Origin of the sequence: Pseudomonas sp. D2002 (assembly GCF_013385735.1) — a bacterium.
Taxonomy (GTDB): Bacteria; Pseudomonadota; Gammaproteobacteria; order Pseudomonadales; family Pseudomonadaceae; genus Aquipseudomonas.
On record NZ_JACAPL010000011.1, the window covers coordinates 275748 to 298029 of the forward strand.

Annotated in this window: 18 protein-coding genes; 12 read left to right on the plus strand and 6 right to left on the minus strand. The window is 60.8% G+C overall.

Annotated features, from left to right (window positions below; translation table 11 throughout):
- The first annotated feature begins 229 nt into the window (after nucleotides 1–229).
- The 7 genes from HX783_RS22520 (at nucleotide 230) to dhaL (ending at nucleotide 7556) form a co-directional block, all read left to right on the plus strand.
- Nucleotides 230–1717, plus strand: coding sequence for a sugar ABC transporter ATP-binding protein (locus HX783_RS22520; protein WP_177018288.1), 1488 nt, complete (start codon nucleotides 230–232; stop codon nucleotides 1715–1717).
- Entirely contained in the window at nucleotides 1714–2691 is a 978-nt protein-coding gene (locus HX783_RS22525) for an ABC transporter permease (protein WP_159957495.1), read from the plus strand. The genes HX783_RS22520 and HX783_RS22525 overlap by 4 nt, the downstream gene beginning before the upstream one ends.
- Before the next feature lie 58 nt (nucleotides 2692–2749).
- Nucleotides 2750–3757, plus strand: a complete 1008-nt coding sequence (locus tag HX783_RS22530; RefSeq protein WP_177018289.1) for a substrate-binding domain-containing protein — start codon at nucleotides 2750–2752, stop codon at nucleotides 3755–3757.
- A gap of 155 nt (nucleotides 3758–3912) precedes the next feature.
- On the plus strand, nucleotides 3913–4668 hold the full coding sequence (locus HX783_RS22535; RefSeq protein ID WP_177018290.1) for an SDR family oxidoreductase: 756 nt from the start codon (nucleotides 3913–3915) through the stop codon (nucleotides 4666–4668).
- Nucleotides 4669–4694: 26 nt separating this feature from the next.
- Entirely contained in the window at nucleotides 4695–5810 is a 1116-nt protein-coding gene (locus HX783_RS22540) for an alcohol dehydrogenase catalytic domain-containing protein (protein ID WP_159957501.1), read from the plus strand.
- Between the two features lie 96 nt (nucleotides 5811–5906).
- Nucleotides 5907–6908, plus strand: a complete 1002-nt coding sequence (locus HX783_RS22545) for a dihydroxyacetone kinase subunit DhaK (protein ID WP_177018291.1) — start codon at nucleotides 5907–5909, stop codon at nucleotides 6906–6908.
- Nucleotides 6909–6911: 3 nt separating this feature from the next.
- The gene (gene dhaL, locus HX783_RS22550) at nucleotides 6912–7556 is read left to right on the plus strand and encodes a dihydroxyacetone kinase subunit DhaL (protein WP_159957505.1); all 645 of its coding nucleotides are present in this window, start codon (nucleotides 6912–6914) and stop codon (nucleotides 7554–7556) included.
- Nucleotides 7557–7698: 142 nt separating this feature from the next.
- Here the strand turns inward: dhaL and HX783_RS22555 are convergent, their stop codons facing one another.
- On the minus strand, nucleotides 7699–8580 hold the full coding sequence (locus HX783_RS22555) for a LysR family transcriptional regulator (RefSeq protein ID WP_177018292.1): 882 nt from the start codon (nucleotides 8578–8580) through the stop codon (nucleotides 7699–7701).
- A 150-nt stretch (nucleotides 8581–8730) separates the two neighbouring features.
- Here HX783_RS22555 and HX783_RS22560 point away from each other — a divergent pair, with 150 nt between their 5' ends.
- Entirely contained in the window at nucleotides 8731–10248 is a 1518-nt protein-coding gene (locus HX783_RS22560; protein WP_177018293.1) for an MFS transporter, read from the plus strand.
- Nucleotides 10249–10513: 265 nt separating this feature from the next.
- Here HX783_RS22560 and sohB read toward each other — a convergent pair whose 3' ends face one another.
- Nucleotides 10514–11539, minus strand: coding sequence for a protease SohB (sohB, locus tag HX783_RS22565; protein WP_159957511.1), 1026 nt, complete (start codon nucleotides 11537–11539; stop codon nucleotides 10514–10516).
- A 196-nt stretch (nucleotides 11540–11735) separates the two neighbouring features.
- On the opposite strand from sohB, the gene HX783_RS22570 reads away from it, so the two are divergent.
- Both HX783_RS22570 and HX783_RS22575 read left to right on the plus strand, forming a co-directional pair.
- Entirely contained in the window at nucleotides 11736–12446 is a 711-nt protein-coding gene (locus HX783_RS22570; protein WP_177018294.1) for a histidine phosphatase family protein, read from the plus strand.
- Nucleotides 12447–12502: 56 nt separating this feature from the next.
- Nucleotides 12503–12817 carry an SCP2 sterol-binding domain-containing protein gene (locus HX783_RS22575; protein ID WP_016969749.1) on the plus strand — a complete coding sequence of 105 codons (315 nt, stop codon included), beginning with the start codon at nucleotides 12503–12505 and terminating at the stop codon, nucleotides 12815–12817.
- A 62-nt stretch (nucleotides 12818–12879) separates the two neighbouring features.
- Here the strand turns inward: HX783_RS22575 and HX783_RS22580 are convergent, their stop codons facing one another.
- The 3 genes from HX783_RS22580 to HX783_RS22590 all read right to left on the minus strand — a co-directional run bounded on the left by HX783_RS22580 (nucleotide 12880) and on the right by HX783_RS22590 (nucleotide 17790).
- Nucleotides 12880–13473, minus strand: coding sequence for a hypothetical protein (locus HX783_RS22580; RefSeq protein ID WP_177018295.1), 594 nt, complete (start codon nucleotides 13471–13473; stop codon nucleotides 12880–12882).
- Between the two features lie 124 nt (nucleotides 13474–13597).
- Nucleotides 13598–16234 carry a glucosidase gene (locus HX783_RS22585; RefSeq protein WP_177018296.1) on the minus strand — a complete coding sequence of 879 codons (2637 nt, stop codon included), beginning with the start codon at nucleotides 16232–16234 and terminating at the stop codon, nucleotides 13598–13600.
- A gap of 146 nt (nucleotides 16235–16380) precedes the next feature.
- Nucleotides 16381–17790, minus strand: coding sequence for an OprD family outer membrane porin (locus HX783_RS22590; RefSeq protein ID WP_159957519.1), 1410 nt, complete (start codon nucleotides 17788–17790; stop codon nucleotides 16381–16383).
- Between the two features lie 289 nt (nucleotides 17791–18079).
- Between HX783_RS22590 and HX783_RS22595 the strand changes: the two genes are divergently transcribed.
- Entirely contained in the window at nucleotides 18080–19456 is a 1377-nt protein-coding gene (locus HX783_RS22595; protein WP_177018297.1) for a VOC family protein, read from the plus strand.
- A gap of 171 nt (nucleotides 19457–19627) precedes the next feature.
- On the opposite strand, the gene HX783_RS22600 is transcribed toward HX783_RS22595, so the two are convergent.
- Entirely contained in the window at nucleotides 19628–19852 is a 225-nt protein-coding gene (locus HX783_RS22600; protein WP_177018298.1) for a YdcH family protein, read from the minus strand.
- 174 nt (nucleotides 19853–20026) lie between these two features.
- Between HX783_RS22600 and tkt the strand changes: the two genes are divergently transcribed.
- A complete protein-coding gene (tkt, locus tag HX783_RS22605) occupies nucleotides 20027–22090 on the plus strand; it encodes a transketolase (protein ID WP_177018299.1) in 2064 nt (687 codons plus the stop codon).
- Nucleotides 22091–22282 lie beyond the last annotated feature (192 nt).

Genomic DNA, 22282 nt, shown 5'->3' on the forward strand with positions numbered 1-22282 from the left:
GTGAAATTTCGCTCAGTCATTTCGCGTGCATTAACACCCTCCTGTCAAGCGAGTTTTAACTGACCCCACAGTCAAAGCCCTTTAAAAGGGCATTCACTGCAAGCAAGGCGACATTTACAGCTTTTCATTGAAAGAGATTGACTGATCAGAATTTCATTTGGTACACATATGATCACAGCAAAACATGACTGTGCGACCTAATAAGAATTCACAGCACGAGGACACGCCGATGGCCACGCCATTACTGCTCCAGGCTGAACACGTCGCCAAGGCTTACGCCGGGGTCCCTGCCCTGCGTGACGGGCGCCTCTCTCTGCGGGCCGGCAGCGTCCACGCGTTGTGCGGCGGCAATGGCGCCGGCAAGTCGACCTTCCTGAGCATCCTGATGGGCATCACTCAACGTGACGCCGGGACCCTCCTGCTCAACGGCACCCCCGTTCAATTCAACCGACCAAGTGAAGCCTTGGCGGCGGGGATCGCGATGATCACCCAGGAGCTGGAACCCATCCCTTACATGACCGTCGCCGAAAATATCTGGCTGGGTCGCGAACCGCGCCGTGCCGGTTGCATCGTCGACAGCAAGACCCTTAACCGCCGCACCCGCGAGTTGCTCGAAAGCCTGGAATTCGACGTCGACGCCACCAGCCCCATGCACCGCCTGAGCGTGGCGCAGATTCAACTGGTGGAAATCGCCAAGGCCTTCAGCCATGACTGCCAAGTGATGATCATGGACGAACCCACCTCTGCCATCGGCGAGCGCGAGGCAGAAACCCTGTTCAAGGCGATCCGACGCCTTACTGCGCGCGGCGCCGGCATCGTCTATGTGTCGCACCGCTTGAGCGAACTGGCGCAGATCGCCGATGACTACAGCATCTTTCGCGATGGCACCTTTGTCGAAAGCGGGCGCATGGCCGATATCGACCGCAACCACCTGGTGCGCGGGATTGTCGGCCAGGAGCTGACGCGCATCGACCACAAGGTCGGCCGCGAATGCGCCGCCACCACTTGCCTGCAAGTCGACAACCTGAGCCGCACCGGCGAGTTCCACGACATCAGCCTGCAACTGCGCCAGGGCGAAATCCTCGGCATTTATGGCCTTATGGGCTCAGGGCGCAGCGAGTTTCTCAACTGCATCTACGGCCTGACCGTGGCGGACTCCGGCAGCGTGACCCTGCAAGGCAAACCCATGCCCATCGGCCTGCCCAAAGCCACGATCAACGCTGGCATGTCACTGGTCACCGAAGACCGCAAAGACAGCGGCCTGGTGCTGACCGGCAGCATTCTTTCCAATATTGCGTTGTCGGCCTACAAGCGCCTGTCGAGTTGGTCGCTGATCAACGCTCGCAAGGAAACCCAACTGGCCGAGGACATGGTCAAGCGCCTGCAGATCAAGACCTCGTCGCTGGAGCTGCCGGTGGCCTCCATGAGTGGTGGCAACCAACAGAAAGTGGTACTCGCCAAATGTCTGTCGACCGAGCCGGTGTGCCTGCTCTGCGATGAGCCGACCCGTGGCATCGACGAGGGCGCCAAGCAAGAGATCTACCACTTGCTCGACCAGTTCGTGCGCGCCGGTGGCGCGGCCATTGTGGTCTCGTCGGAAGCCCCGGAACTGCTGCATTTGAGTGATCGCATCGCTGTATTCAAAGGCGGCCGGCTGGTGACCATCAGCACCGACACCGCCCTTTCCCAGGAAGCCTTGTTGAGTCTTGCCTCATGAATGCCAAAACCATTGCCCCACCCCTGACTGCCGCGCCGCGCAATCGCCTGCGCGTGTCCCTCGACCGTTTCGGCCTGCCGCTGGTGTTTATTCTGCTGTGCGTGGTGATGGCGTTTTCCAGCGAATACTTTATGACCTGGCGCAATTGGATGGACATCCTGCGCCAGACCTCCATCAACGGCATCCTTGCCGTGGGCATGACTTACGTGATCCTGACCAAGGGCATCGACCTGTCGGTGGGCTCGATCCTGGCGTTTGCCGGGCTGTGCAGCGCCATGGTCGCGACCCAGGGTTACGGCCTGCTGGCGGCGGTCAGTGCCGGGATGTTCGCCGGGGCGATGCTCGGCGTGGTCAACGGCTTTATGGTCGCCAACCTGTCAATCCCACCGTTCGTGGCCACCCTGGGCATGCTCAGCATCGCGCGAGGCATGACCTTTATTCTCAACGACGGTAGCCCGATCACCGACCTGCCCGACGCTTATCTGGCGCTGGGCATCGGCAAGATCGGCCCGATTGGCGTGCCGATTGTCATCTTCGCGGTGGTCGCGCTGATCTTCTGGATGGTGCTGCGCTACACCACCTACGGCCGTTACGTGTACGCCGTGGGCGGCAATGAAAAGAGCGCGCGCACCTCCGGCATTGGCGTACGCAAGGTAATGTTTTCGGTGTACGTGGTCTCGGGCCTGCTCGCCGGTCTGGCCGGCGTGGTGCTGTCGGCGCGCACCACCTCTGCCCTGCCCCAGGCCGGGGTTTCCTACGAGCTGGACGCGATTGCCGCCGTGGTGATCGGCGGCACCAGCCTGTCGGGCGGCACCGGCAGCATTGTCGGCACGCTGTTCGGCGCGCTGCTGATCGGCGTGATCAACAACGGCCTGAACCTGCTCGGCGTGTCCTCCTATTACCAGCAAGTCGCCAAGGGCTTGATCATCGTGTTTGCGGTACTGATCGACGTGTGGCGCAAGAAAAAACGCTAGTCGCTGTCCCTCGAAAAAATGCACTGAACGACCCACAACAATAAGCGGAGTTCTCACCATGAAACCTGGAATGTCTTTGGCTGCCGTCGCGGCCCTCTCCCTGCTCGCCAGCAGTATTGCGTTTGCTGCCGACGGCAAGACCTACAAAGTCGGCGCCGCCGTCTACGGCCTCAAGGGCCAGTTCATGCAGAACTGGGTGCGCGAGCTCAAGGAACACCCGGCGGTCAAGGACGGCACCGTGCAATTGACCGTTTTCGACGGCAACTACGACGCCCTGACCCAGAACAACCAGATCGAAAACATGGTGACCCAACACTACGACGCCATCCTGTTCGTTCCCATCGACACCAAGGCCGGTGTCGGCACGGTCAAGCAAGCCATGAGCAACGACGTGGTGGTCATCGCCTCCAATACGAAAGTAGCCGATGCCTCCGTGCCCTATGTGGGCAATGACGACGTAGAAGGCGGCCGCCTGCAGGCCCAGGCGATGGTCGACAAGCTCAACGGCAAAGGCAACGTGGTGATCATCCAGGGCCCGATTGGCCAGTCGGCGCAGATCGACCGGGAAAAAGGCGAGCTGGAAGTGCTGAGCAAACACCCGGACATCAGGATCATCGAGAAGAAGACCGCCAACTGGGACCGCGCCCAGGCCCTGACGCTCACCGAAGACTGGCTGAACGCGCACCCCAAAGGCATTAACGGGGTGATCGCGCAAAACGACGACATGGCCCTCGGCGCCGTGCAGGCGCTCAAATCCCACGGGCTGAGCTCCAAGGACGTGCCGGTGACCTCCATCGACGGCATGCCGGACGCGATCCAGGCGGCGAAAAAAGACGAAGTCACCACTTTCCTGCAAGACGCCCAGGCCCAATCCCAAGGCGCGCTCGACGTAGCGCTGCGCGCACTGGCGGGCAAGGACTACAAACCGCAGTCGGTGATTTGGGAGCGTTACGGCAAGGACGTGAAATGGGGTGACGGCACGGCCAGGAACTACATCCTGCCGTGGGTGCCAGTGACGAATGCCAACGCCGATGCGCTGTACAAACAAGTCAGCGGCGGTAAGTAGCGGTTTCGACCTGTGGATGCATTCCAACTGTGGGAGCGGGCTTGCTCGCGAAGGCGGTGTGTCAGTCAGCACATCCGTCAGCTGATCCACCGCTTTCGCGAGCAAGCCCACTCCCACATTGGATCTCCACCGTTTTCAAAAATGGAGTTAATCGTATGTCTGGATTCTGGAACCAAGCCTTCGACCTCACCGGCCGTTGCGCGGTGATCACCGGCGGCGCCGCCGGGATTGGCCTGGCCTGCGCCACCTTGCTGGCAGAACGCGGCGCGCGCGTGGCCTTGCTCGACCGTGACCCCGCCGTAGTAGACGTCGCTGCCAGCCTGGGCGCCGAGCACCTGGGCATTGCCGTCGACCTCGGCCAGATCGGTCAAATACAGCACACCATCGACAGCGTCTTCGAATACTTCCAGCGCCTCGACTACCTGATCAACAGCGCCGGGGTTGTATTGCTGGACAAGGCCATTGATGTCAGCGAAAGCGCTTGGGACACCACCCTGGACATCAACCTCAAGGCCAGTTTCTTCGTGGCCCAGGCTTGCGCCAGGCACATGCTCGCCAACGGCGGTGGGCGCATCGTCAACCTCGCCTCGCAAGCCGCCGTGATCGGCCTGGACCGTCACGTCGCTTACTGCGCGAGCAAGGCCGCGATTGTCGGCATGACCAAAGTGCTGGCCATGGAATGGGCGCCACAGATCAACGTCAACGCCATCTCCCCGACCATTGTCGAAACTGCGCTGGGCAAGAAAGCCTGGGCTGGTGAAGTGGGCGAACGGGCCAAATTGCAGATCCCGGCGGGTCGTTTTGCCCAGCCGGAAGAAATCGCCGGGCTGGCGTTGTACCTGCTCAGCGATGCCGCGCAGATGATCACCGGCGCCAACATGGTGATTGACGGCGGCTACAGCATTCAGTAATTCATTTTTTGTCGTGAGGTTTTGTCATGTCCACCGTCACCGAACGCACACCTGAATACCTGTCCCCGGTCATCCCGAAAACCATGCAGGCGGTGGTCTGCCATGGCCCGGAAGACTACCGCCTGGAAACCGTCGACGTGCCCACACCCGGCCCCGATGAGATCCTGACCAAAGTCGAGCTGTGCGGCATCTGCATGGGCGACATCAAGACCTACCGCGGCGCGCCGTCGTTCTGGGGCGACGCCGAACAACCGCGCTACGTGAAGCCGCCGATGATCCCCGGGCATGAATTCGTCTGCCGCGTAGTTGCGCTCGGCCCAGGCGCGGAAAAACGTGGCGTGGCGGTCGGTGACCGGGTGATCTCCGAACAGATCGTGCCGTGCTGGGGCTGCCGTTTCTGCAACCACGGCCAGTACTGGATGTGCCAGAAGCATGACCTGTATGGCTTCCAGAACAATGTGCAGGGCGCCATGGCCCAGTACATGATCTTCACCAAGGAAGGCATTATTCACAAAGTGCCGGAATCCATCGCCCCCGATGAAGCCATCCTCATCGAACCGCTGGCCTGCTCACTGCATGCCGCCGAGCGTGCAAATGTCGACCATGACGACGTGGTGGTGGTGGCCGGTGCGGGCACGCTGGGCCTGGGCATCATCGGCGCGGTGCGCCTGCGCAACCCGAAAAAACTGATCGTGCTGGACATGAAACCCGAACGCGCCGCGCTCGCCCTGCGCATGGGCGCCGACGAAGTTTGGAACCCGGCCGAAGTCGACGTCATGGCCAAAATCCGCGCGATCACCGACGGCTACGGCTGCGACATCTACATCGAAGCCACCGGCCACCACAAGGCGGTGAACCAGGGCCTGGCGATGCTGCGCAAGCTGGGGCGCTTCGTCGAATTCAGCGTATTCAATGACGAAGCCACGGTAGATTGGTCGATCATCGGCGACCGCAAGGAATTGGACATTCTGGGCTCGCACCTGGGGCCATACATGTACCCGCGCGCCATCGATTTCATCGGCAACCGCAAGATCGACATGCGCGACGTGGTAACCCACAAGTTTGCCTTGGCGGACTTCAAGGAAGCGTTTGCGGTGATGGAGCGCGGGGATAAATCACTGAAAGTGGTATTGGAACCCTGACCTCAGCAACATCACATAACCTTGTGGGAACTGGCTTGCCGGCTCCCACAGTTGATCTTCGTTGCCCTTAAGAATAAGAACACAGGAACCCGCGTTATGAATCGAGTCATCAACGATCCGGACCACGTGGTCGAAGACATGCTGCGCGGCATCCTGGTCGCGCACCCCGAGCTGCGCCAATACGAGGCGAACCCACGGGTCATCACCAAGGCCAAACCGTCGGCATCAGGCCGCGTCGGCATCGTCACCGGCGGCGGCTCCGGCCATGAACCGGCCTTTCTCGGCTACGTCGGCCCGGGCCTGGTAGACGCCGTAGCCGTCGGCGAAATCTTCTCCTCTCCCACCGCCAAGAGCTTTTTCGACGCCTTCCGCGCCGCCGACCACAGCGCGGGCGTGGCCTGCCTGTACGGTAACTACGCCGGCGACAACATGAACGTGAAGCTGGCAATGAAAATGGCCGCCAGCAAAGACATGCGCATCCGCACCGTGGTCGCCAACGACGACGTGGCATCGGCACCCAAGGCCGATATCGCCAAGCGCCGTGGCGTGGCAGGCGAAATTTTCATGTGGAAGGTCGGCGGCGCCGCTGCCGCCCAGCATTACGACCTGGACGGGGTGATTCGCGTCGCGCAGAAAACCGTCGACCACTGCCGCTCAATCGGCATCGGCCTCACGCCGTGCACCATTGCGGCAGTGGGCAAGCCGAACTTCCAGATTCCCGACGGCCAGATGGAGCTGGGCATCGGCCATCACGGTGAACCGGGCATTGAAGTCATCCCCATCGAATCCGCCGCCGCCATGGCCGAACGCATGCTCGCGCCGATCCTCGCCGACCGCGATTTCAGCCAGGACGAGAGCGTGGTCGTACTGGTGTCCGGCCTCGGCGCCACGCCGGTGATGGAGTTGTATATTTTCTACGCCGAGGTGGAACGCCAGCTCAAGGCCAAGGGCTTGAAGATTCACCGTTGCTACGTCGGCAACTACTTCACCTCCCTGGAAATGATGGGCGTAACCCTGACCCTGCTGGGCCTCGACGCCGAGCTGAAAACCCTGATCGACCAACCCTGCCGTTCCATCGGCATGACCCAGGCGGAGTGAGCCATGAGCCAGCATTTTTCCACCCGTGACGGCAGCGCCATCGTCGCCGACCTGGTCAGCGTGATCGTGGCCAACCGTGAATACCTCAGCGAAGTCGACGGCGCGATTGGCGACGGCGACCATGGCATCAACATGGCCAAGGGTTTCGCCCATTGCGGGCGCACGATCGAAGGCCGTCAACTGACCCTGGCCGAAGCCCTGGATGAACTGACCCTGAGCCTGATGGAAGGTATCGGCGGCTCCATGGGGCCGCTGTACGGCAGCCTGTTTATCGGCATGGCCGACGAAGTGCGCAACAGTGAAGAGATTGACGCCGCGACCTTTGCCCACTTGTTGCGAGGCGGTTTGACCTCGTTGCAAGACATCACGGAAGCGGGCGTGGGCGACAAGTGTTTGATGGACACGCTGATCCCGGCGGTGGAGGCGTTTGAGCGTGCACATGCAGACGGTGCGTGCTTCAACGATGCGCTGGAGGCAATGAAAACCGCCGCATCGCAGGGGCGCGACTCGACCAAGGATTTGGTCGCGAAAATCGGCCGGGCGAGCCGGCTGGGTGAGCGTTCGCTAGGGGTGCTGGATGCGGGAGCGGTGTCGTGCTGCTTGATACTGACGCGGTTGGCGGATTCGGTTCAACCGCGGTTGGTGTAGCGCCCCTGGTGGCCCCTTCGCGAGCAAGCCCGCTCCCACATGTGATCGAGTTCCAGCGGCTGGAATGCGGTCGAATGTGGGAGCGGGCTTGCTCGCGAAGGTAGCCACACAATTAACCCGCAAAGCCCCCAACCCGCCGCGCTCAAACCTGCAACTTAGCGCCCTGCTTGACCTGCTGGATATACCGCGCCACCGCCGGCGCTTTCTCAAAACGCCGGTGAATCAGCGACAGCCACGACGACGCCTCACTGCCCTGAATAGCGCGATACACCACGCCCGGCAAACTCACATGCCCAACCATCGACGCCGGCACCACCGCCACGCCCTGCCCTAACGACACCAGCGCCACCACCGCCACCAACCCACCCGGTTGCGGCCCCAGGCGCGGCGCGAAACCGCCCTGGGCCGCGACGTGCAGCGTGCCGCTGATTTGTTCCGGCAGGATAAACGTCTCGTTTTGCAGGTGTTCACAACCGATGGCTTTGAGCTCCAGCAGCCAGGAAGCCTGCGGCAACGCCAACACAAACCCTTCGCTGCTCAGGCGCAGCGCTTCGATGCCATCGGGCAAGGTCATGGGCGAGCGAACATAGCCAATATCATAACGACCGTCCGCCACGGCGCTGGGCAGTGTCGCCATCGCGCATTCGCGCACATTCACGCTCACATCGGGATTGGCCTGGCTGAACGCCTGCATCTGCCGCTGCAACACACCGGAGTACACCGCCGAGGCCACATAGCCCAACTCGATATGGCCGATCTCGCCCCGCCCGGCGCGCTGGGCATTGCGCTGGGCGAATTCGAATTGGCGCACGGTGGCTTCGGCCTCGATCAGCAAGGCCGCGCCGGCCTCGGTCAGGCTGACTTCGCGTTGCTGGCGGATAAACAAGCGCGTACCCAGGCTGGCTTCCATGTCCTGGATTTGCCGGCTTAACGTCGGCGGCGCAATGCCCAGTTGCTCGGCGGCGCGGGTGAAGTTGCGCTGACGGGCAACGGCCAGGAAATAGCGAAAATGGCGGATTTCCATCGTGACATTAGCTCAAAGGTAATGAAGTGCTTCAGCCCAGCTAATAAAAACCGCACCAGTTGGGAATACGCTAGCGAGACCTCAACAATAGAGAGCCCTTGCGATGGCCGTCAAGCGTATTCCCCACATTACCTGCAAGGTAATTAAATCATGAACCGTGTCAGCCCTCGTCTCACGCTGCTCACCGCCTCCGGCGTGTGCTCACTGATCGTGCTCGACACCAATATCGTCGCCGTGACCCTGCCCAGCATCGCCCGCGACCTGGGCGCCAATTTCGCCGACATCGAGTGGGTCGTCAGCGCCTATATGCTCGCGTTCGCCGCGTTGTTATTACCGGCCGGCAGCATCGCCGACCGTTTTGGACGCAAGAAAACGCTGATCTGGGGCTTGAGCATTTTCATCCTGGCGTCCCTGGGGTGCGGGGCCGCGCCGAATGCGTTGTTCCTCGACATCGCGCGCGCCGTCAAAGGGGTCGGCGCGGCGTTGCTGCTGACCTCGGCGCTGGCGTCCATCGGCCACACCTTCCACGATGAAGCCGAGCGCGCAAAAGCCTGGGCGTTCTGGGGGGCATGCATGGGCGTGGCGATGACCGCCGCGCCGACGCTGGGCGGCTTGATCACGCAGTACCTGGGCTGGCGTTGGATTTTCTATCTCAACCTGCCCGTGGGCCTGGGGTTGATGGCGCTGGTGCTGCGGGCGATTCCTGAGTCCCGCGACACTCAGTCTGCACGCCTGGATCCATGGGGCAGCCTGGCCTTCAGCGCCAGCCTGTTGTGCCTGATCTGGGGGCTGATCGAGGCCAATCGTATCGGTTGGGGCCACCCACTGACTTACGCGCGACTGATCGGCGGCGCACTGTTGCTGGGCGTGTTCGTGATGGCCGAGCGCGTCCAACAGCGACCAATGGTGGACCTGCAGCTGTTCCGGCACCCGCGCTTTATCGGTGTGCTGCTGGGCATGTTTGCCTACGCCGGCTGCGCCCAAGTGATGATGACGCTGCTGCCGTTTTATCTGCAAAACGGCCTGGAGTTTTCGGCGATTGCCTCGGGCCTGGGCATGCTGCCGTTTGCGCTGACCATGCTGATTTGCCCAAGGATCGGGGCGCGCCTGGCCGGACGATTTGCACCGGCGACGATGATGGCGACCGGCTTGACCCTGGTCGGCTGCGGCAACCTGTTAAGCGCCTGGGCGGTGAATATCGGCGGCTACCTGCCCTTCGCCCTGGCGATTGCGGTGACAGGCGCCGGTGCAGGCTTGCTCAATGGTGATACGCAGAAAAACATCATGGCGTGCGTGCCACGGGACCGGGCGGGCATGGCGTCGGGCATGAGTACGACGATGCGCTTCAGCGCGATCATGTTGGCCATCGGCGTGTACGGGGCGTTGTTGAGCAGCCATAGCGAGCAGCTGCTGCGCGCGACTATCGAGCCGCAGTGGCAGGCACAGGCGGCGGGGATTGCATCGCGGGTGGTGGCCGGTGATATGCCGGCGGCCATGACATTATTGCCGGAGACGGCACGCACGGTGGTGCAACCGCTGGCGCGGCAAGCGTTTGTGAGTGGGTTCGGCGGGGTATTGTGGGTGGCGGGTTTGTTGGCGTTGCTGGGAGCGTTGGTGGTGGGAGCTTTGATGCGAAAACCAATTCCTGTAGTGCTAACGCAGAACTAAATGTGGGAGCGGGCTTGCTCGCGAATACGGTGTGTCAGTCAACAGATGTATCCACTGAACCACCGCATTCGCGAGCAAGCCCGCTCCCACAAGGGGCTTACCTTCATTCTGATCGTTTCTGATCGTTCCCACGCTCTGCGTGGGAATGCCGCCCCGGACGCTCCGCGTCCAACCTCGCCAGACTCAAGCCCTTCGCAAGGGTGACGCGGAGCGTCACAGCATGCGTTCCCACGCAGAGCGTGGGAACGATCAGCACATTCTGGTATTACCAGAACCGCTGCTGAGTCAACCGGCTCCACCAGGTCAGCAGCACCCGGTCCACCGAACCGCTGGCCGCCAGACCCACACGCTCCTGCAGGCTTTTGCGCTCGGCATAGTGCAGGTGGAACACGTCGGCGGTCTTGGCCTTGGTGGCCAGGTATTCGTCGCTGGTTTGCAGCTCGTCGACCAGTCTCTTGTCGAGCGCTGCAACACCCAGCCACACTTCCCCGGTCGCCACATCATCGATTGCCAGCTGTGGGCGGTAGCGCGACACGAAGTTCTTGAACAGTTGATGGGTAATGTCCAGGTCTTCCTGGAACTTCTCGCGACCCTTCTCGGTGTTTTCGCCAAACACGGTGAGGGTGCGCTTGTACTCACCGGCCGTCAGCACTTCGAAGTCGATGTCGTGCTTTTTCAGCAGGCGGTTGACGTTAGGCAACTGCGCCACCACGCCAATCGAGCCGAGGATGGCGAACGGGGCACTGATAATCTTCTCGCCGATACACGCCATCATGTAGCCGCCGCTGGCCGCGACCTTGTCGATGCACACGGTCAACGGCACGCCGGCCTGGCGGATACGCGCCAGTTGCGAGGACGCCAAACCATAGCTGTGCACCATGCCGCCGCCGCTTTCCAGGCGCAGCACCACTTCGTCTTCAGGGGTGGCCAGGCTCAGCAGCGCGGTGATTTCATGGCGCAGGCTCTCGGTGGCCGAGGCCTTGATGTCGCCGTCGAAATCCAGCACGAACACCCGTGGCTTGGCCTCAGGCTTCTTCTTGCTGTTTTTCTTTTCGGTTTTGCTTTCGGACTTGCGCAGGGCCTTGAGCTGGTCCTTGTCGAGCAGGCTCGACTCCAGGCGCTCACGCAGGCCTTTGTAGAAATCATTCAGTTTGCTGACCTGCAATTGGCCGGCGGACTTGCGACGGCCTTTGCTGCGCAGCGCCGCGAAGCTGATCAATACCACCAGAATAGCGACCACCAGAGTGACGGTCTTCGCTAGAAAGCTCGCGTATTCAGCCAAAAAATCCATGTGTCCCCTTAAAAATGCACGGCGCCAGGCGCGGATTGCCCAAGCATACCGAGGCTATCGCCGGGCGACCAGTGCTCAAACCGCCAGCAGCCAAGCTGCTCTAACGCGCTTTTAAAACAAGCGTATGTTTTTTCATTGACAGCTCGCAGGCATCCTCATAACCTCGCCAGACTTTCAACGTACCGGGAAAACGGACGTGGGCAGCATTTATCTGATACGACATGGCCAGGCCTCCTTCGGTGCAGACGACTATGACGTCCTGTCGCCCGTCGGCGTGGAACAGGCGCAAGTGCTCGGCCGCCATCTGGCCGACCTGGGCCTGACGTTTGACCGCTGCATCGCCGGCGACCTGCGTCGCCAGCAGCACACCGCCACCGCCGCCTTCGATCAATACCGTGCCCTTGGCCTGCCGGTGCCGACACTTGAAGTCGACAGCGCCTTCAACGAGTTCGACGCCGACGCAATCATCCGCGCCCTGCTCCCCGACCTGTTGAGCGCCGAGCCCGACGCGCTGGAGATCCTGCGCAATGCGGCGCAGAACCGCGGCGAATTCCAGCGCATTTTTGCCCTGATCGTCGAGCGCTGGCTGGCCGGCACCTTCGACCCGCCCGGCCTGGAAAGCTGGCTGGGGTTCGTCGAGCGTGTCCAGGGTGGTTTGCAGCGCGTGCTTGAAGCGGCTGAGAACTCACACAAAATCGCCGTGTTTACCTCCGGCGGCACCATCACCGCCCTGCTCCACCTGATTACCCGGATGCCTGCGGCGCAGGCCTTCGAACTGAACTGGCAAATTGTTAACACCTCGCTCAACCAGCTGAAATTCCGCGGTCGCGAGGTGGCACTGGCTTCCTTCAACAGTCATACCCACTTGCAACTGTTGAAGGCGCCGCAGCTCATCACCTTCCGATGAATTGCGGCCAACCGTGACCCCAAGGTCACTGGACTCTACCTTAAAGGATCGAAACCATGACTGACGTAGCCAAAGCTGTAGAAGCAATGAAAGCCAAATTCAACCCAGCCGCTGCCGACGGCCTGGACCTGGTGTTCGGTTTCCGTATCGACGACACCCAAAACTTCTCGCTGGTGGTGAAGAACAACACCTGCGAACTGCTCGAAGGCGAAAACCCGGACGCCCAAGTGACACTGGTGACCGACGGCGAAACCATGGAAGGCATCGTCAGCGGCGACACCGACGGCATGCAGGCCTTCATGAGTGGCAAGCTGCGCACCGAAGGCGACATGATGCTGGCCATGAAGCTGAGCGAACTGTTCCCGGCTTGATAAGGCCGCGCTCAAAAAAATCCCGCCTTTCGGCGGGATTTTTCGTTCAGCCAGCCTCCCGGTCAGCGGGTGTTGGCGTTATCCATTTCTTCGAACGTATCCATGTACGCAGGGTCATTACCATCGTTTTCACGAATCACACGCCCTTCATACTCGGCGGTGATTTCACCGGTATTGACGTCAAGCCCAACCACGATCACCAGCTTGTATTTGCCCACTTGCAAGTACATGTCATAGAGGTCCCGGGGTTCATCGGGCGCCACAAAAAAGCTGTAGCTGTAACGTACGCGCTTGGTTAACACGGGCCACTGTGCTTCAAACGTGCGGGAATCGAAGGATGGGAGCACATTGTTGATTCCACGCAGCGCGGCCTCGACCAGTTGGTCATTGTCCTTGGCTTTGAAGACCACCGGATGAGTGCGAGTCATCGACCGCATCGGGTTGGGAACAATATCCGTTTCAAGGCGGTACATGCCGCTGCTGAACCATTTTGTTGCATCGAAGGTGTCGTCACCTTTCTCGCATTCGCTGCAATGCATCATCAGCGGGGCCGCAGCGCTTTCTCGGGAATACAGTGAAGTGATCAACACTGCGCAGGTGATCAGCAGTGCCCCAAATAGGCCTGCACTGCCAACCCGCGCGATAACATTCGCCATCGTCTACATCCTTGTCTGAAGGGGTGGCGAATTTACCTGATTCAGACCTTTTGGTGGCGGTAATTTTTTGCCTGCCATTTCGCAAGCACTGTAGTTTTAATGAAAAGCAGATCAGTGGTGTTGCTTAGGTTTTTGGTTGCAGCAACAACGCCACCAACGCACTCCACCCGGTCTGATGCGACGCCCCCAACCCACGCCCGGTTTCGCCATGGAAATACTCATGGAACAACACCAGATCGCGACTGGCCGGGTCTGCTTCCAGCTGCGCATAGCCCGCCATCGACGGGCGCTGGCCATCTTCATCGCGCAAAAACAATCGCGTGAGACGTTGGCTGAGGCTGTCGGCCACTTCTTCAAGGGACGCCAGATAACCACTCCCCGTCGGGTACTCCACCGAGAAGTTATCCGCGTAGTACCGATGAAATTCGCGCAGTGATTCAATCAGCATGTAGTTCACCGGCATCCATAACGGCCCGCGCCAATTGGAGTTGCCGCCGTACAACCGCGAGTCGGACTCGCCTGGCTGATAACGCGCGCACAGTGTGTCGCCATTCATCTTCAACCCCAGCGGCTGTTCGGCAAACGCCTTGGACAAGGAGCGCACGCCAAAAGCCGACAGGAACTCGGTGTCATCGAGCATGCGCCGCAGCAGGTCCTTGGTCCGCTCGCCACGCAACAGCGCCAGTAGCAGGCGATTGCCCTGCCCCGGTTCGTTCCAGCGTGACACCAACTTGGCCAAATCCGGCCGGTGGTGCATGAAACCCAACAGCCGCTCACGCAAGCCTTCCAGGCCTTCATGCTCGCGCTGCTCCAGCACCAGCACGGCAAACAACGGCATCAGGCCGACGATGGAGCGCAGGCGCACCGGCTCATTTTGGCCGTCGGGGCGGTGCAGCACGTCGTAGAAGAACAGGTCCTGCTCATCCCACAAGCCTTCGGCGCTGTCGTCGACGCGGTTGATGGCGCCGGCGATGTAGAGGAAATGCTCGAAAAACTTCACCGCAATATCGACGTAGACGGCATTGCGCTTGGCCAGCTCCAAGCCGATTCGCATCAAGTCCAGTGCATAGGCAGCCACCCAGGCCGTGCCGTCGGCCTGGTCCAGCTGATAACCCGGCGGCAAGGTGGCCGAGCGGTCGAACAGCGCGATGTTGTCCAGCCCGAGAAAGCCACCCTGGAACAGGTTGCGGCCTTCGGCGTCCTTGCGGTTGACCCACCAGGAAAAATTCAACAGCAGCTTGTGGAAGATCCGCTCGAGGAAATCCATGTCGCCGACACCGGTCAGCGCCTTGTCCTGCTGATACACCCGCCAACTGGCCCAGGCATGCACGGGCGGGTTGGCGTCGTCGAAACGCCATTCATACGCAGGCAACTGGCCGTTGGGGTGCATGAAACGGTCTTTCACCAGCAGCAACAGCTGCTGCTTGGCGTAGCCCGGGTCAATCAGCGCAATCGCCACCGCCTGGAAGCCTTGGTCCCAGGAGGCGTACCACGGGTATTCCCAGGTGTCGGGCATGGAAAGGATGTCGAAGTTGGACAGGTGCCGCCAATGGGTATTGCGAATATGCAAACGCTCGGGCGGTGGCGCGGGTTGGGCCGGGTCGCCGTCGAGCCATTGGTTCACGTCAAAATAGTAGAGCTGCTTGGACCACAGCAGCCCGGCCAGGGCCTGGCGCTGCACATTGCGCGCGTCTGCATCGCTAATACCGTGTTGCAGGGCCGCGTAGAAGTCATCGGCTTCTTCGCGACGCTGTTCAAACAGCTTGCGCGCATTCACCTCGGGCGCATTCGTGGGCGCAAATCGCAGGTACAGGGTTTTGCTTTCCTGGCCTGCCAGTTCGAGGACGAAGCGCGCGGCGACTTTGGTGCCTGTATCGCGGCGAATCGCCGATTGCACACCGCCCACCACGTAATCGTTGATGCCGTCCTTGAACGGCCCCGGTGCCGGTTGCCCGTCCAGCCGGGGAAAATTGCTTTCGTTTTCGCAGAACAACCACTCCACGCCGTCCTGGCCCCAAGCGCTGAGGTGGCGATCAGAAATTTCATGATGACGAGCCAGCACGTGGGCGCCGTCGAGCCGCAACTGCGGCTTGGGGGCATCAACGGTCCAACTCCAGTCATTGCGCGCCCACACCTGGGGCAGTACCTGCAGGCGAGTCGGCTGGTCCGAGCGGTTATGCACGGTGACGCGCATGAAAATATCGTCGGGCTGGTGCTTGGCGTATTCGACGCTGACATCGCAGTAGCGGTTATCTTCGAACACGCCGGTGTCGAGGATCTCGTACTCGGCATCCTCGAGCCCACGCCGCGCGTTTTCGGTGGTCAGGTCGGCGTAGGGAAAAGCCGCATGCGGGTATTTGTAGAGCATGCGCATGTAGGCATGGCTCGGCACGCCATCGACGAAAAAGTACAGTTCCTTGACGTCTTCGCCGTGGTTGCCCTCGGCGTTGTTCAGGCCGAACAAGCGCTCCTTGATGATCGTGTCGCGCTCGTTCCACAGCGCCAGCCCCAGGCACCAGCGTTGCGCCTTGTCGCTGAACCCGGCCAGGCCGTCTTCGCCCCAACGGTAAGCGCGACTGCGCGCGTGTTCATGCGGGAAGTACGCCCAGGCATCGCCGTCGGCGCTGTAGTCTTCGCGCACGGTGCCCCATTGGCGTTCACTCAGGTACGGGCCCCACTCGCGCCAGCGCTCGGCGTCTTGGGCGGCCAGGCGCTGGCCTTCAGTTGTTGCAAGGATGTTGGTCTCGGGCGTGGCCGTCATTGGTTCCTCCATCACTGACACAGTGAGGCGCAGTGTAGAACCCATCTACGCGCGGATGCACATGAAGTCTGATCCACTCGCGCAAAAAAAGAGGCCGCTGATTAGGCGGCCTCGATTTTTTCGGCGGTAAAACCCTGCGGGTTTTCTTAGAAGATCGCGTAGGTGTAGTTGAAGATCAGGCGAGTTTGATCCTGGTCCGCGGTGCCCGTGTTGTGGCCTTTGTAAGTACCGGTACGGAACGTAGTGCCAAAGCCTTTGAGCGGGCCTTGCTGCACGACGTAATCCAGGCGGAAGTCGGTTTCGTTCTCTTTCTGATCGGAACCGCCAGCCACTTTGGACTTGATGTCCGTACCGTCCAGGTAAGCAATGGAGGCTTTCAGGCCAGGCACATAGGCTTTGAAGTCATACGTGTACTGACCGAAATTGACCTGCTCGCCCGCGCGGGAGAACTGGCCGACCACGGCGTCGGTGAACAGGTAGAAGTCGCTGCCGCCCGCGCCTTGTTGTTGCGGGTCGGCGAGGCTGCCCTGGTTGACCCAGACGAAGCCGCCATCGTCGCTCACGCCGATATGGCCGAGCATCAGGCTGCTGCCGCCCAACTGGTAGGTGAACGCGGCGCTGTAGGTTTTGTTATCCACTTCGCCAGCGTGTTTGGCATAGCCACCGTTGTTGTTGAACTGGTAGCCGGCTTCACCGTTTTTGCCGTCGCTGGTGCTGTCGAAGTAGCGCAGGTCAGTCTTGAACGACTGGTCATTGCCCAGCGGCAGTACGTGGACCAGGCCGAAGTAGTTCTGTTTGTAGAAGTCCTGCAGGTTGGCGTAGTAGTACTGCAACGTCAGGTTTTTAGCGATGGCGTTGTCAGACGAGCCAAACGGTTTGTAGTCCACACCGCCAAACTTGAAGCTGTCGCTGTCGCGCGTACCGCCGGCGACGCTCAGGCCTGTGGAGTTGCTGGACGCACGGCCTTCGGCCTTGTTCAGCTCACCGCCGGTGAACGTTACGTTGGGAATGTCGCTGGAGGTGAGGATGCCGCCGTCAAAGGTCTGCGGCGCCACACGGCTGTCGTTGGAAACCAGGATAGGCAACACCGGGGCCAAACCACCGCCGACGTGTAACTCAGTCTGGGAAATACGGAACTTCACGTTGCCGGCGGCGCGACCAAAGCTGTCGGCAGGTTCAGTGCCGTTGTTCTTGGTCGGGAAGAAGCTGTTGCCGTTACCCGCCAGGCCCGGGCCTGCTGCGTGGCCATCGCCACCGTCCAGGCGCAAGGCGCCGAACGCCATCACGTCGAAACCGACGCCAAGGGTGCCTTGGGTGAAGCCGGATTTGTAGTCGAAGCGCAGCAGGGTCGCGGCTTCGCGCAGATCGTTGTTGGTCCCCGAGCGGTTGTCCGCACTGTAGTACATGGTCCGCGAACTGATCGCAGCATGGCTGTCTTCAAGAAAGCCACTGTGACCTGTGCCCGTGCCCAGAGAGCCGAGCCCAAAATCATCAGCGCTCGCTTGTTGCGCGAGCAATGCGGCGGTGATGGATAACGCCAGTGTAGAAATTTTCATGTGTAACGGCCCCTAAACATATTTTTATGTGCGTTGTGTGCGAAACGGCGTTTTCATCCCTACAAACGTGACGATTGTTTCATGAGGCCCGGGGCGCACCTCGTGAAGAATTTGTTAGAAAACTCGGCTCGAAAATGAAATTTTCCCGTCGCGGCTTTTTGTCATATTTTCGTCATTTCATTCATTTGCAGAATGAAGTCCTGAGGATTCTTCGTTTGCCAGACCGGCTCCAGCCCAACAAAATCCAGAGAAAGGCCGATCCCTTTTCACCGTGTTCAGGAATTTTTCTATGCCAAGCGCCGCACATGTCAGCCCCGATGAGATTCGCAGAGACTTTTCCAAGGCCATGTCCGACATGTACCGAGATGAAGTTCCACTCTACGGCGCGCTGATGGCGCTGGTGGCCGAGACCAACGCGCGGGTGCTGGCGAGTGAATCGGGCCTGGCCCAGCAGTTGCAACGCACCGGTGAAATTGATCGACTGGACATGGAGCGCCACGGTGCCATTCGCCTGGGCACCGCCCATGAGTTGGCAACTATCAGCCGTTTGTTTGCGGTGATGGGCATGCAACCGGTGGGCTATTACGACCTGACGCCAGCCGGCGTGCCGGTGCATTCCACCGCCTTTCGCGCGGTGCATGAGCGCTCACTGCAAACCAGCCCGTTCCGCGTGTTCACCTCGCTGCTACGCCTGGAACTGATCGAAAACCTTGAACTGCGCACCTTCGCCGAAAGTGCCCTGTCCAAGCGCAACATCTTTACCGCACGCGCTTTGGCGTTGATCGAACAAGCGGAGCGCGACGGCGGCCTCAACGCCCGTGACGCCGACGAATTCGTGCGCCAGGCCCTGGAGACCTTCCGCTGGCACCACACCGCAACCGTCACAGGCGCGCAATACCAGCAACTGAGCGACCAGCACCGCCTGATCGCCGATGTGGTCGCGTTCAAAGGCCCGCACATTAACCACCTGACCCCGCGCACCCTGGACATCGACCAGGTGCAGGCCGCCATGCCCGGCAAAGGCATCACCCCCAAAGCCGTGATCGAGGGGCCGCCGCGCCGCCAGTGCCCGATCCTGCTGCGCCAGACCAGCTTCAAGGCCCTCGACGAGCCCATCGCCTTCACCGACGCCAAAGGCAGCCACAGCGCGCGCTTCGGCGAAATCGAACAGCGCGGTGTCGCGCTGACACCCAAAGGCCGCGCCCTGTACGACCAACTGCTGAACGCTGCACGCAACGCATTGGGCGCTTTCCCGAATGAGGCCAACGCCGCGCGTTATGTGCAATTGATGGAGGAGCACTTCGAAGCGTTCCCCGACAACCACACCCAGATGCGTGAACAGGCGCTCGCGTACTTCCGCTACTTCGCCACCGAACAAGGCCTGGCGGCGCGCGGCCAAGTCAATCAGCCGCGCACGCTCGACGCGCTGATTGCGGCCGGCCATGTGGCGGTGGAACCGTTGGTGTATGAGGATTTTCTGCCGGTGAGTGCGGCGGGGATATTTCAGTCGAACCTGGGCGATGCGGCGCAGAGTCACTATGCGGCGAATTCAAACCAGGCAGAATTCGAAAGGGCGCTGGGCCGTCGGACGATTGATGAGTTGAAGCTGTATGGCGAAACGCAGCAGCGCTCCATCGATGAATGCACTCAGGCACTGCTGGGGTGAAATGCTGAGGTGAAATCAGAGTGCCCGCCCGGCTCACCAGCGCAATCCTTGCGCCGCAACAGTCCCCAGAGCCGGGTGGACGGGGCGCATCTTAAACAGTGAAAAGCGCCCTGTCCCTCAGACAATTCTGAACAAATGTGTCCGCGCTTTTGTAGGAGCGCGGACGTTCAATTACGCCAAAAGCTGCCTGATCTCGTCCTTAACAGACAAGCGAGTCTCCTTGAGCTTCTTCAGTTCCTCATCACTGCCAGCTGCCTTTTCAGCAGTCACTACCAAGTCATCGACGGTTTTGTATTTATCAAACAGCGCGTTCAGGTGGGGATTTTTCGCCCGGCGCTCGTCGACTTTTTCTTTGCTCAGACCCAGGTCCTGTAGCAGGTCGTGTTTCACTGGCATGGAGTACCTCCGCAAGTTGATCAATGGCCTACGCTTTGAAGCTAGCCCATTCCAAGGGGTGTTGTCATGTCCTGGGTCACTGCATCCCCGTTCGTCGCCAGGCGGGCGATGGGATCAAACCTTTGCCGCGCCCTGCCCTCCACTGTAGATCGCCACCTGAGGGAGAACGGTTTCATGACTCGCGCCGCCACCGCTGTCGACACCCAATGCATCAACACTATTCGCACCCTGGCCATGGACGCCGTGCAGAAGGCCAACTCCGGCCACCCCGGCACACCCATGGGCCTGGCGCCGGTGGGTTACACGCTGTGGAGCCGGTTCCTGCGTTATCACCCACAGCATCCCGACTGGCCCAACCGTGACCGCTTCGTATTGTCGGTAGGGCACGCATCGATGCTGCTCTATTCGCTGCTGCACCTGGCTGGCGTGGTGGAGATCGATGCCCACGGCAAGCGCTCCGGCCAACCGGCGATCAGCCTGGACGACATCAAGCAGTTCCGGCAAATCAGCTCCAAGACCCCGGGCCACCCCGAGTACCGCATGACCACCGGCGTTGAAACCACCACCGGCCCGTTGGGCCAGGGCTGTGCCAACAGTGTGGGCATGGCCATGGCTGAGCGTTGGCTGGGGCAGCGGTTCAATCGCGACGACAAGGTGCTGTTCGACTACAACGTCTACACCCTGTGCGGCGACGGCGACATGATGGAAGGCATCAGCAGCGAAGCGGCGTCGATGGCCGGGCACTTGAAGCTGGACAACCTGTGCTGGATCTACGACAACAACACCATCAGCATCGAGGGCCACACCGAGCTGGCGTTCAGTGAGGATGTGATCAAGCGTTTCCAGGCCTACGGCTGGCACACCTTGCATGTCACCGATGCGAATGACCTGCAGGCCTTGAGCACCGCCCTGGAAACGTTCAAGACCAATACCGGCGCGCCGACCCTGATTGTGGTCGACAGCGTGATCGGCTATGGCTCACCGCACAAACACAACACCGCCGCCGCCCATGGCGAGCCGTTGGGTGCGGATGAAATCCGCCTGACCAAGGCCGCGTACGGCTGGCCCGAAGATTCCAGTTTCCTGGTGCCCGATGAGGCCCGCACCGTACTGCGTGACGCACTGCTTGAACGCAGTCAGCCACTCTACGAAGAATGGACGCGCCACCTGTCGCAGCTGGAACAGTACGAACCGGAACTGGCAGACGAACTGCGCCGCATGCGCGCCGGTGAAATGCCCGAGCATTGGCAAGATGAGTTGCCCCACTTCGACACCGACGCCAAAGGCGTGGCCAGCCGTGCCGCCGGTGGTGAAGTGCTGAATGCCTTTGCCCAGCACATCCCCTGGCTGCTCGGCGGCTCGGCAGACTTGTCTCCGTCGACCAAGACCAACCTCACCTTCGACGGCGCCGGGCGTTTCAGCGCCGAAGACTACAGCGGGCGCAACCTGCATTTCGGTATCCGCGAACATGCAATGGGCGCGATTGCCAACGGCATGGCGCTGTCGTACCTGCGGCCGTACACCTCGACGTTCCTGGTGTTCAGCGACTATATGAAGCCGCCGATTCGGCTGGCGGCGATCATGGAGTTGCCGGTGGTGTTTGTGTTTACCCATGACTCGATTGGCGTGGGTGAAGATGGGCCGACGCACCAGCCTGTCGAGCACCTGACGCAATTGCGCGCGACGCCGGGGCTGCTGACTTTGCGGCCGGGTGATGCCAATGAAACCCTGGAACTGTGGAAGGTTGCGCTGGCGCAAACCCATCGGCCGAGCTGCGTGGTGTTGTCGCGTCAGGCGTTGCCGACGCTGGACCGTACGAAGTATGCCGCAGCGTCGGGCGCGGCCAAGGGCGCTTACGTGTTGGCGGGCGCCGAGAATCCCGAGGTTCTATTGTTGGCGAGCGGCAGTGAAGTCAGCCTGGTGGTGGCCGCTTATGAACAGTTGACAAACGAAGGCATTGCCGCACAAGTGGTGTCGATGCCGAGCTGGGAGCTGTTTGAAGATCAGGACCAGGCATACCGCGACAGCGTACTCCCGCCGTCGGTTAAAGCCCGTGTGGTGGTGGAACAGGCTGGCCCGCTGGGCTGGGACCGCTATGTCGGGCAGACCGGCGCCAAGGTGGTGATGAACAGCTTTGGCGCGTCGGCGCCGCTGCCGAAGTTGCAGGAGAAGTTTGGGTTTACCCTTGAGAATGTGGTGAAGCTGGCGAAGGAGCAGATTCAACTGACCCAACACTGATCAAAACCTGTGGGAGCTGGCTTGCCTGCGATAGCGGGCTGTCAGCCAATACTGTGTTGACTGATGTACCGTCATCGCAGCATAGGTATCTATACATCTTCTTTCAGGGGTTAAGTGCCGTGTTTGTCGAGGGGCGCTGAGTACATATCCGTTGTTTGGGTCAAGGCTAACATTGGTTCCGCCCTTACGGCG